The organism is Flavobacterium frigidimaris (assembly GCF_002217275.1).
Lineage (GTDB): Bacteria > Bacteroidota > Bacteroidia > Flavobacteriales > Flavobacteriaceae > Flavobacterium > Flavobacterium aquidurense.
In genome coordinates this window covers 179,033-191,481 of the sequence record NZ_MUGV01000001.1, presented here as the reverse complement: position 1 = coordinate 191,481, position 12,449 = coordinate 179,033, and the positions used below count along the sequence as shown (strand labels likewise).

The window sequence follows — 12,449 nt, the reverse complement described above, 5'->3', positions numbered from 1 at the left end:
TAATTTTTAACATATTAAATATAGTAAAAATGTACGGTAAAATTAAAGAGCATTTGCAGAATGAATTGCAAACAATTGAAGAAAGCGGAATTTTTAAGAAAGAACGCATCATAACTTCAGAACAAGGGGCGGAAATAACTATTTCTACTGGAGAAAAGGTTTTGAATTTTTGTGCCAATAATTATTTAGGGCTTTCTTCTCATCCTGAGGTAGTTCAGGCAGCGAAAGATACAATGGATACGCACGGTTTTGGAATGTCTTCTGTTCGATTTATTTGCGGAACACAGGATATTCATAAAACATTGGAAAAAAAGATTGCCGATTTTTATGGAACAGAAGATACAATCTTATATGCTGCAGCTTTTGATGCAAATGGTGGCGTTTTTGAACCGTTATTAGGAGAAAATGACGCAATTATTTCAGATAGTTTAAATCATGCTTCCATTATAGATGGGGTTCGTTTGTGTAAAGCAGCTCGTTATCGCTATGAAAATAGCAATATGGAAGATTTAGAAGAACAATTAATAAAAGCGAAAGAAGCCGGGGCTCGTTTTAAATTAATTGTTACTGATGGAGTGTTCTCTATGGACGGTCTTGTGGCGCCATTAGATAAAATTTGCGATTTGGCAGATAAATACGATGCAATGGTTATGGTAGACGAATGTCATGCTGCCGGATTTATTGGTGCGACTGGTAAAGGTACGCTGGAAGCAAAAGGTGTAATGGGGCGAGTAGATATTATAACAGGTACGCTTGGTAAAGCATTAGGTGGTGCAATGGGTGGATATACGACTGCAAAGAAAGAAATTATTGAATTATTGCGTCAACGTTCGAGACCCTATTTATTTTCAAATTCCCTTGCGCCGGCAATAGTAGGAGCTTCTATTAAAGTTTTTGAATTATTAGAAAAAGATACTTCATTAAGAGATAAATTAGAATGGAATACTAACTACTTTAAGGAGGGAATGAAACAAGCAGGTTTTAACATTATTGATGGAGATTCAGCTATAGTACCAGTTATGCTATATGATGCGAAATTATCTCAAACAATGGCAAACGAACTTTTAAAAGAAGGAATTTACGTAATTGGATTTTTCTTTCCGGTAGTACCAAAAGAGAAGGCAAGAATTAGAGTGCAATTATCAGCTGCCCATTCTAAAGAGCATCTAGACAAGGCTATAAATGCGTTTAAAGTTGTCGGACAAAAGTTAAAAGTTATATAATTCCCATTTTAAATAATTTTTGTAGGTTTTTTTTAACATTTCATTTTGTATTTAAAAATTTTGGTGTTACTTTTGTCTGTAATTAACTAAATTGTAATTAAAAAAATTAAGTATGAAACATCTTAACAAACTTTTAGTTGCTGTGATGATGGTGATGGGTTTAAGTTCTCACGCACAAGACAGTAACAATCCATGGGCTATCTCTTTTGGAGTTAATGCCGTTGACACTAGAACCAGTTCTGGTGCTGGACATGGTTTCTTTGATCAACACTTTTCTCAGCTATTCGCTGCTGATGACAACTGGAACATTCTTCCTTCTTTGTCTTACATTGGAGTGAACAGATATGTAGGTCACGGTTTCTCTGTTGGTTTACAAGGTTCTGTAAACAAAATTGATAAAGCGGTTTATTTCAGACCAAATGCTGTTGGGCACGATGGAAGAGGTAATGTAGTTACTAATCCTGGTGATTTAATGTATTATGGAATTGATGCTACTATTAAATATAGCTTCCAGGAATTAATTAAATCTAAAGTAATTGATCCTTCGTTATCTGTTGGTGGAGGTTATACTTTCATAGGAGATGATAGTTTTGGAACAGTTAACCCAGGTGCTGGTGTTACTTTCTGGTTTACAGATGCTATTGGTTTAGAGCTTGCTACTAAATACAAATGGGCTGTTGCTGCTGGTTCTGGAGATAATCCAGGAAGAAATGACTACAATGGAGAAATTGATACTCCATCTCATTGGCAACACACTTTAGGTCTTGTATTCAAATTCGGAGGTAAAGATACTGACGGAGACGGAATCTATGACAAAGACGATGCTTGTCCAGATGTTGCTGGTTTAAAACAATTCAACGGATGTCCTGATACTGACGGAGACGGAATCGTTGACGCTAGTGATGCTTGTCCAGATGTATTCGGTTTAGCTGCATTAAACGGATGTCCTGATACAGACGGAGACGGAATTGCTGATAAAGATGATGCTTGTCCAGATGTTGCTGGTTTAGCTGCTTTAAAAGGTTGTCCTGATACTGACGGAGACGGAATCGCTGATAAAGATGACAAATGTCCTACTGTTGCTGGTCCTAAAGAAAATGGTGGTTGTCCTTTCTTAGACGCTGACAAAGATGGTGTTGCTGATAAAGATGATGACTGTCCTACAGTTTATGGTCCTGCTTCTAACAGAGGTTGTCCAGAAGTAACTACTGAAGCTTTAGAAGATCTTAAAGTTCAAGCTAGAGCGGTTTACTTTAACTCAGGAAAAGCTACTTTCAAAACAGGAGATAAAGAAACTCCAGCTAGATTAGATGCAATCAAACAAATCCTTATCAACTATCCAAACGCTAAATTCAGCATTGAAGGACACACAGATAGTACAGGTTCTGTTAAATTGAATCAAAAACTTTCTGAAGATAGAGCTGCTGCTGTAATGAATGCTTTAATTGAAAGAGGTGTTAATCCAGAGAACTTAGTTTCTAAAGGATTTGGTTCTTCTCAACCAATTGGAAGCAACAAAACTGCTGCAGGTAAAGCACAAAACAGAAGAACAGAAATTAGACACATTGGTTCTAAATACCAAGGTAAACTATAATTTACTGTTTAAATAAATACTAAAAGCCATTCTTAATTGAATGGCTTTTTTTATTTTTATCAAATGATAAATACTTCTTTTTTAGAAAAAATTGCTACCATTGTCATTCGTGATTTTTCAGCAAAACTTGCCGAAACAACTATAATTTTGCCAAATAAAAGGGCTAAAGTCTTTTTGATAGAAGCTTTAAAAAAAGAAACTAACAAAACGATTCTTTCTCCTGAAATTATTAGTATCGAAGATTTTGTGCAAGATGTGGCATCCATTCGTTCTGTAGATTCGATTGAATTATTATTTGAATTTTACGAAGTATATCTTTCTGTTACAGAAAAACAAAATCAACAATCATTTGAGCTATTTGCTAATTGGGCAAAAACTCTTTTGCAGGATTTTAATGAAATCGATCGCTATCTTTTAGACCCTTCGCATGTTTTGTCTTATCTGAAAGATATTGAGGATATTAAAAAATGGGGAATTGAAGTTGAAAACAAAACAAAGCTCTTAGAAAATTATATCGATTTTTGGAAACTGCTGCCATTATATTATAAATCGCTCTATGAACATTTGTTAAATAAATCAATTGGCTATCAAGGTCTAATTTACCGTGAAGCAGTTAATAATTTAAATCATTTTTCTAATGCAGTTTCGAATCGCACTTTTATTTTTGCTGGTTTTAATGCCTTGAATGCTGCAGAAGAAAAAATAGTGCAACATCTTATCGCTCTGGACCAGGCTAAAATATATTGGGACGTAGATCAAACTTTTCTAAATGATCCTTATCACGATGCAGGCCTCTTTGTTCGACGTTTTAAAGAAAACTGGAAACATTATAAAGCAAATCCTTTTGAATGGATTGTAGATGACTTTTCTCAATCTAAGAATATTCACGTAATAGGCACTCCAAAAACGATTGGGCAGGCAAAACTTGCAGGTAGTATTATAGAAAATATCATTACTGAAAACGAAATTTCTTCTCTTGATAAAGTTGCAATTGTTCTTGGTGAAGAAAATCTTCTTATGCCTGTTTTGTATGCATTGCCATCTTCTGTTGGTGCACTTAATATAACAATGGGATATTCAGGTAAGAATAATCCATCGCAAATATTGATTGCCAAATTGTTTAAAATGCATACCAATGCGCTTTCAAGAAAAAGCGACAGTTATGTGCTTTATTACAAAGATGTACTTGATGTTCTGACTCATCCTTTAGTTGAGCCCTATGCCAACGCGGGTAATCTCGTTAAGATTATTAAAGAGAATAATTATACTTTCATTACTCATAACAGGCTTGTTGAGCTTAATTCCAATCCATCAAATCTATTTCTCCTGTTATTTAAAAAGTGGGAAAACGGTGCGGTGGCAGTTCTTGAGAATATTTCGACACTTTTACTCTTAATAAAAGAAAATTTCAGCAATGACAATGAAGAGGAGAAAATAGCTAAAGCTTTTGTTTATGCCATTTTTAAAGTCATCAATAAATTGACTAATTATTACCTGCAACATAAACATATTGATAATATAGATACTTTATATGCGATTTATAAACAAGTTATTGATGTAGCGGAGGTATCGTTTGAAGGGGAGCCGCTGCGTGGATTACAAATCATGGGTGTTTTAGAGAGTCGTGTTCTGGATTTTGAAACGGTTATTGTAACTTCTATGAACGAAGGGAAGTTTCCGGCCGGAAAATCTCAAAATTCTTTTATTCCATATGATGTAAAGAAAGAATTAGGTCTTCCAACATTCAAAGAAAAAGACGCCATTTATACCTATCATTTTTATCACTTATTACAAAGGGCTAAAAATATATATTTAATTTATAATACAGAAAATGACGGTTTAGATGCTGGTGAGCGAAGCCGTTTTATAACACAGTTGGAAGTGGAGAAACAAAGAAAACATAATCTTACTTTTGATATTTATAATCCTGTTTTGCCAACGACTGCGTACCAGCCAATGGTTGTTCCGAAATCAGAGGCAGTTATGGAGCGTCTAAGGGAAATTGCTACAGCTGGTTTTTCTCCATCGGCATTGACTAGTTATATTCGAAATCCGATTGACTTTTATTTCCAAAAAATACTTCGTATCAGAGAAGTAGAAGAAGTAGAAGAAAATATCGCTTTAAATACATTGGGAACAATTATTCATGAAACTTTGAAAGCACTTTACGAGCCTTTCATAACTAAATTTATTTCAGAAAGTGATATTTCAAATTGCTTTAAATTGTTAGACGACGAAGTTTTAAAACAATTTAAATTGGTTTATAAAGAAGGTGAAATAAAAAAAGGACGAAACCTTTTAGCTTTTGAAGTGGCGAAACGTAATGTTTCTAATTTTCTGAAGATGGAATTAGAATCGATTCAAAATGGCGATGCTATTCAGATAATTGCGTTGGAACAAACTTACGCACGTGAGTTAATTCATCCAAGTTTGCCTTTTCCTGTTTTAATTAAAGGAAATGTTGACAGAATTGAGTTACGCAACGGAAAAATAAGAATCATTGATTATAAGACCGGAAAAGTTGAAAAGACGAATGTAGTGTTGAAATCCTGGAAGGGATTAACACAAGAGCTTAAAAACGATAAAATTATTCAGGTTTTGGCCTATGCGTTTATGTTTGAAATGGAAGCCAAAGATTTTCCGGTAGAAGTTGGAATTATTTCTTTTAAAAACCTAAAATCTGGATTTTTGCCTTTTGGATTTAAAGAAGAGAAAGAATTGGATACAATCGTAACTAAAGAAATTCTGAAGAACTATCTGGAAGAAATTGTACTACTGTTAAACGAAATATTTGATGCTAACATTCCTTTTGAAGAAAAAATACTATAAAAATAAAAAGGTTTTGTTTCGATGTTTCTTTTAATATGATTTTTCCTTTAAAATCTGTTTGCTTTTTTTTCTTTTCAAAAGTAATTCTAGACGTTTTTAGAATGAAGTATTTTGAAATACTATATAAATCTTTTCTAAGTTTGAAAAAATAGCGCTAAGTATCAATATGTTGATTGAATTTTCCGAATCCTAATGTTGTATTTTTAAAGAAATATTCTCTTTTTGTTAGTTTTTGTTGCTTACTGTGTTTTAATAACGACTAAAAAGTACAGTATAAATAAAAGTGATTTTTTGTCTTCAAATCAGGCGTTTTTTAACAAGTGTTTGTTGAGCAATTACGAATATTAAAATATCTTTGGCCCATCTAAAAATAAGGGTTCAATCGATTTGATATGGTCAAGCATATTTAAATCAAAAAATATATATTATTACAATAATTAAGATTTTTTGCCCCCACAAATGATAAAAAGGCTGTTTCAAAATTATTTTGAAATGGCCTTTTTTGATTTTATTTGCCAAAAAACTCCTGTAAGATGGGTTTTAATTCTTCTTTATTTTCTATTTGACTCATATGTCCATCTTCAAATAAAACTAATTCGACAGTTGTATCTTCAATTTGAGAAAGGCTGTCTTCATAATTTAAAACCGGATCTTTTTTGCCTAAAACTAATAGAACCGGAAATCTATTTTCGTGTAAAAACACTTCACGATCTTTTCTTATTTTCATTCCTTCAAGAGAGGCTATAATTCCTTGTAAAGGAGTTTTTAACGCTTGTTCTTTTATCTTTTCAATTTCATCTGCTAATCTGGTTCTATTATTCTCACTAAATAAATTGGCAATCGCTAAACTAACAAAACTCACATAATTTTGTTTTACGGCTTTTATGGCACGAGTTCGATTCAATTTTTTTTCAGCGCTGTCTTCTTTTGATGTTGAATTTAGTAAAACTAATTTCTGAATATTTTTCGGATATAATTCGGCGAAAGCCAAACCAACATAACCTCCCATAGAATGCCCTAAGATAATTGCTTTTTCAATCTTTAATGAAGCTAAAACTTCCTGAACAGCATTTGCATTTTCTTCCATAGTATGAACGTAACCTAAACAATCTGATTCGCCATGACCTAATAAGTCAATTGTAATAACGCGATATTGTCTTGAAAAAAGATGGACATATTCCTGCCACATTTTTTTGTTTTCCAGAAAGCCGTGCAGCAATACAATTGCATTTCCTTCTCCCGAATCGGTATACGATATTTTGGTATTTTTATAGGCGATGTTTTTCAACATAAGAATTTAAATTTTAAGGTACAAAGATAAGAAAGCACAAGCTGTATAAGAAATATATAGGCTTTTGAGTTACTATTTACTTTATAGTGTTATTGTATTTTTTATGTCAAATTATTTTTGTGATAAAAAAACGGCTTTCATTTCTGAAAACCGTTTCTGTTCTTTAACCCATTAAAAAAGCAAATAGAAAAATCTTTCTCATCGCGAGACTATGAGTTCATTAAACTTTCAATCTCATCCACTTCAACCGGAATGTTACGCATTAAGTTAAACGGAGCTCCTTTTTCCTGAACCACAACGTTGTCTTCCAGACGAATTCCGAAACCTTCAGCTGGAATATAAATTCCCGGTTCAACTGTAAAAACCATATTGGCTTTCATTGGTTCATGAAGTAATCCGTAATCGTGTGTATCTAATCCCATGTGGTGTGAAGTTCCGTGCATGAAATATTTTTTGTAAGCTGGCCAATCCTGATTTTCGTTCTGAACATCCGCTTTGTCGATTAAACCCAAACCTAACAATTCAGAAGTCATGATTTTACCCACTTCTATATGATATTGTTTCCAAAGCGTTCCTGGAGTCAACATTGTTGTCGCTTCATTCTTAACACGCAAAACTGCATTATAAACCGCTTTTTGTCTTTCAGAGAATTTTCCCGAAACCGGAATCGTTCTCGTCATATCGCTTGAATAATTTGCATATTCTGCCGCAACGTCTAATAAAATCAAATCTCCCGCTTTACATTGTTGGTTGTTTTCGATATAATGCAAAACGTTCGCATTATTTCCCGAAGCAATAATTGGCGTGTAAGCAAAACCTTTAGATCGGTTACGAATGAATTCGTGTGCCAATTCGGCCTCAATTTCATATTCCGTAACATTTGGTTTTACAAACGATAATAATCTGCGGAAACCTTTTTCTGTAATATCACAGGCTTGCTGAATCAAATCGATTTCTTCGCTTTCTTTTATAGAACGAATACGCTGTAAAATTGGGTTGCTTTTCGCTACATTGTGTGCTGGATAACGCTCTTTCCACCATTTTATAAAACGAGCTTCACGCGTTTCAGTTTCAACAGTCGCACGGTAATGTTCGTTGGTGTTGATGTACATCGTATCTGCATACGTCATCATCTCGTTCAAAATTTTATGAAAATCCTGCAACCAGTAAACCGTTCTGATTCCCGAAACCTGATAGGCGCGTTCTTTGCTTAATTTTTCGCCTTCCCAAACTGCAATATGATCGTTGGTTTCTTTCAGGAAAAGCATTTCTTTTTGGTTCTCATAAGGCGCATCCGGAAACAAAAGCAAAATGCTTTCTTCCTGATCAACGCCGCTCAGATAAAAAATATCTCTGTGTTGCGCAAACGGCAAAGTACTGTCAGCACTAATTGGGTAAATGTCATTTGAATTGAAAACGGCAACCGAATTAGGTTTCATTTCTGCCGTGAATTTTCTGCGATTTTTTACAAAAAGAGCGCTGTTTATTTGATGATATTTCATAATAACTTAATTTTTGAACTTCGAATTTCAAAATTAGTGATTTTTGAATAAGTGGCGCACAGTTGATTTCTTAAAGTTTTATTATTTGTTTGGGATTTTTTTAAGGCCAGTTTTGTCTGCGTAATCTTGTCATTTCGAGGCACGAGAAATCCTCGCAAGTAACTCGACAAAGATTGCGTTCCGGTGGCGGAGCTACTTGCGGGGATTTCTCCTCCATCGAAATGACAATATTGAGGAAATCTCAGCAGCTTAGCAACTCAGAATCTTAGAAGCTTAATAAGGGCGTGTCCCTCCGGGCCGGGCTTTCGGCTATATCTTTTATTTCGCTCCGCTTCATAAAAGGATACCGCCTCAATCCCTCACGCGAATCTTGGATTTAAAAGAATTTTTTGTTGCATAAGAGAATAATTTTTCAATTGTAGATTTTGTATATTGTCTCGCAGATTTTGAAATCATATGTACTATAAATAGTAAAAGATATTTTAACCTAACCTTATAAATAAATCACACAGCGAATAGAATGGCAGCAATTTTTGAAAAATTAAAACTGAGAGAACAATTTGAGTATCAGTTAGAAATTGATAAAGATGTTTTTTTTGATAACCTTAAACAAATTGTAGACAAAGGTAATTCTAGTGATCTTTTTTCGAGGCAGTTTGATAAATACATTGATGGTGATAATGATTATATTGGATCTGTTTATAAGGATAATTTCAGAATAAGAAAACGCTATGAACTTTTTAATAATAATAGTTCGATTGCAATTGGAAAAATTAATATTAAGAACAATACTGTTTCAATAAGTACTTCAGTAACTGCTTTTAACCATAGCAATGTTTATGCGCCAATAGTGTTTCTGGTTCTTTATGTTGGATTTTCAATTTTAGGGCATTCTCATTTTCCAGAATTATTTTTGATTTTCTTTAGAAGTATAACCATTCTTTATATTTCACTAATTGTCTTACTTTTTGTTTTAATGAGAAAAGCTGTCGCGAATTTGAGTAGTGAATTAGAAGCGGATTTCGATTTTATTCAAATAAAAAATAAAAAAAATCAATGAAATCAAAAGTCTTTTTTTTACTGTTTTTAATAAATACGGTTGTTTACTCGCAATATACTTTAATTCCTGATGCCAATTTTGAGAGGGCTCTAATTGCCAAAGGTTACGATTCTGGTGATGTTGATGGAAAAGTGCTTACAAAATCAATCGATAAAATAAAAGAACTTGAAATCGATGCTTCAAAAATTTCAGATTTGACTGGAATTCAGGATTTTATTGCTTTAGAGGATTTAGATTGTTCTGAAAATGAACTATCGAACTTAGATGTTTCTAAAAATTTGAATTTATCAAAATTGAAATGTATTATAAATAAGATAACTAGTTTAAATTTGTCTGAAAACTCCAAATTAATATATTTAGAATGCTACAATAACCACTTAACGAATCTAGATGTTTCTAAAAATTTAAATATTTCATATTTAGGTTGTTATGATAACAAATTAACAAGTTTGGATATTTCTAAAAATTTAAAGCTTTCAAATTTAGAATGTGGCAAAAATCAAATATTAAGTTTAGATGTTTCTAATAATTTAGAAATTAGGCATTTAGATTGTTCTTTCAATCAAATTCAGTTTTTGGATCTTTCGAAAAATAAGCATTTAAATAAGTTGCTCTGTAGAGACAATAAATTAAAAAGTTTAGATGTTTCGAAAAATGTCAGATTAACTCTTTTAAACTGCTTTGTTAATGAGATAGCAGTTTTGGATGTTTCTAAAAATTTAAAATTAGAGTTTTTAAGTTGCTCACAAAATCAATTAACCAGTTTCGATATTTCTAAAAATGTGAAGCTGCAATCATTGGATTGCAATAAAAATAAAATAAAGAATTTAGATACTTCAAAAAATGTAATATTGTCGGAGTTATATCTAAACAGTAATGAATTAAAGAAGATTGATGTTTCTAAAAATTTAAAACTTTTTAGTCTATTCTGTTCGGAAAATAAACTCTCTGAATTGGATGTTTCTAGAAATTTAGAGTTGTTTAATTTAGATTGCAGGTCAAATAAATTGAAACATTTAGATATTTCTAAAAACTTAAAAACGGCATATCTTGATTGCTCTTCAAATAGTCTTGTAAGTCTAAATTTAAAAAATGGTAATAACACTAATTTTGGTACATTATTAATAGATTTTAAAAACAATAAGAACCTTTCGTGTATTATTGTAGATAATGTTGATTATGCAAATTCTAAATGGAGTTACTTTAAAGATCCAAATGTAAGTTATAGTTTGAATTGTGAAAGATGATAAGTTTGCGTTTAAATTTTGAAGATGACTAAAACCTATTTTTCAAGCTAATGATGATTCAAAAAGCCGAAATAACCGACAGCGAAATCCTCACAGCAATAACTAAAAAGTCAAAAGCCTATTGGTGATATTATATCTTGGGTTTTTGATTGCTTGGCATTCTCATTTTGCAGATTCATTTTTAGTTTTCTTTAGAAATGTTACAATTGTTTTTGTCCTATTGATTGCAATTGTGTTTCATTTCATGAAAAAAGCTGTGGTGAATTTAAGAAGCGGTCTTGAAGCAGATTTCGATTTTATTCAGATAAAAAATAAAACGAAGACTGAGGAATAATAGTAACGATCTGAAATTGTTGACTCAGAATCTTAGTATCTAAATATTGGGTGTGTTTGCCAAGGCGAATCGGGCTTTCGGCTATATCTTTTACTCCGCTCCGCTTCATAAAAGGATACCGCCTCAATCCCTCACGCTCAAGGTTTCATAAGAAGTTTATTTGCTTGTAAAAGAAATGAGTTTTTCAATTGTGGGGAATTTGTATATTGGTACCAAATATAATTTGATTGCTAATTATAATATAGAAAAACAAAATAAAAGGAATGAACCCTTCAAATAAAGTTTGTAGATGAAAGATAAAATTTTATCAGATTTTTTGGCAAGTGAAAAGCGGCTTGATTTATATAGAGAAAGAGCTGAAGGCTTATTGTTAAGTTTACTAGAGCAAGAAAATGTAATGATTCATCATATAAGTTCAAGGACTAAAAAAATTGAAAGTCTGACGAAAAAAATAGATGACAAATTAGGTAAATATAATCTCTTAAATGATATAACTGATTTGGTAGGAATAAGAATTATTACCTACTTAGAAAGTGATGTTGATGTTATTGCCGGTATTGTTTCAAGAGAATTTTTAGTTGATCTCGAAAATTCAATAGATAAAAGAGAACTCAAAAATGATCAATTTGGTTATAAGTCTCTTCATTTAGTTGTGAATTTGCATTCTTCTAGAGCTTCTCTTCCAGAGTATCGTAATTATAAAGATTTGAAATGTGAAATTCAAATAAGGTCAATATTGCAACATGCTTGGGCTGAAATCGAACATGATCTTGGATATAAAGGAAAATATGCGATACCGGATCAATATAAAAGAAATTTCAATAGATTGGCTGCGTTGCTTGAAACTGCTGATTTAGAATTTGATAGGCTCAAACGAGAATTGTCGGAATATGAAAACGAAGTAGGAGAATTAATTAAGAATGCTCCTCAAAATGTTAAAATTGATCAAGCATCATTACTTCAATTTAATTTAGAAAATGATATTTTGATAGAAGCACGTGATTTAATTTCTCAAATTACTGGTTGGGAATATAGTCCCGATCTAAATAATTTAATTGGAATACCAGAAAGATTCGAATTATTTGGTATTAAAACAATTAAGGATATTGAAGATTCTTTAAAAAATGACAAGGAAACATTTTTCAGATATTTAAAAATATTTACTAAAGATTTTAAGTATTATACAATGGGATTGACAATCGTACTGTTTTATTATCAGCATTTTTTAGCAGGAAAAACGGAAGATATTTCAAAAATTATTGAATATCAGGATTACGGGGAAATTTCAATTGCTGGTAAACCTGAAATTTTCCTTGAAAATTTTCAAAAAGCCAAAAGTTCGAGTTAAAATCTAGTAATGTAGATTTAT

The 12,449-nt window shown here is 32.1% G+C and carries 8 protein-coding genes; 6 read left to right on the top strand and 2 right to left on the bottom strand.

Translation table 11 applies throughout. The annotated features are described in order from the left end of the window. Positions 1–29: 29 nt before the first annotated feature. The 3 genes from kbl to B0A65_RS00855 all read left to right on the top strand — a co-directional run bounded on the left by kbl (position 30) and on the right by B0A65_RS00855 (position 5,646). Positions 30–1,223 carry a glycine C-acetyltransferase gene (gene kbl, locus B0A65_RS00865; RefSeq protein WP_074660749.1) on the top strand — a complete coding sequence of 398 codons (1,194 nt, stop codon included), beginning with the start codon at positions 30–32 and terminating at the stop codon, positions 1,221–1,223. Positions 1,224–1,335: 112 nt separating this feature from the next. Then, entirely contained in the window at positions 1,336–2,817 is a 1,482-nt protein-coding gene (locus tag B0A65_RS00860) for an OmpA family protein (RefSeq protein ID WP_074660751.1), read from the top strand. Positions 2,818–2,880: 63 nt separating this feature from the next. Next, positions 2,881–5,646 (top strand): PD-(D/E)XK nuclease family protein, encoded by a 2,766-nt coding sequence (locus B0A65_RS00855; protein WP_074660753.1) that lies wholly within the window; start codon positions 2,881–2,883, stop codon positions 5,644–5,646. A 508-nt stretch (positions 5,647–6,154) separates the two neighbouring features. Here B0A65_RS00855 and B0A65_RS00850 read toward each other — a convergent pair. Further along, complete coding sequence (locus tag B0A65_RS00850) at positions 6,155–6,934, bottom strand: alpha/beta fold hydrolase (RefSeq protein WP_074661021.1); 780 nt, start codon at positions 6,932–6,934, stop codon at positions 6,155–6,157. A gap of 212 nt (positions 6,935–7,146) precedes the next feature. Further along, positions 7,147–8,439 (bottom strand): aminopeptidase P family protein, encoded by a 1,293-nt coding sequence (locus B0A65_RS00845; protein ID WP_074660754.1) that lies wholly within the window; start codon positions 8,437–8,439, stop codon positions 7,147–7,149. Positions 8,440–8,959: 520 nt separating this feature from the next. Between B0A65_RS00845 and B0A65_RS00840 the strand changes: the two genes are divergently transcribed. The 3 genes from B0A65_RS00840 to B0A65_RS00830 all read left to right on the top strand — a co-directional run bounded on the left by B0A65_RS00840 (position 8,960) and on the right by B0A65_RS00830 (position 12,428). Then, positions 8,960–9,499 (top strand): hypothetical protein, encoded by a 540-nt coding sequence (locus tag B0A65_RS00840; RefSeq protein ID WP_074660756.1) that lies wholly within the window; start codon positions 8,960–8,962, stop codon positions 9,497–9,499. After that, positions 9,496–10,746: a leucine-rich repeat domain-containing protein gene (locus B0A65_RS00835; RefSeq protein ID WP_074660758.1), complete on the top strand. Its 1,251-nt coding sequence runs from the start codon at positions 9,496–9,498 to the stop codon at positions 10,744–10,746. Before B0A65_RS00840 ends, B0A65_RS00835 begins: the two co-directional genes overlap by 4 nt. A gap of 623 nt (positions 10,747–11,369) precedes the next feature. Then, positions 11,370–12,428 carry a GTP pyrophosphokinase gene (locus B0A65_RS00830; RefSeq protein WP_074660761.1) on the top strand — a complete coding sequence of 353 codons (1,059 nt, stop codon included), beginning with the start codon at positions 11,370–11,372 and terminating at the stop codon, positions 12,426–12,428. Positions 12,429–12,449: the final 21 nt, after the last annotated feature.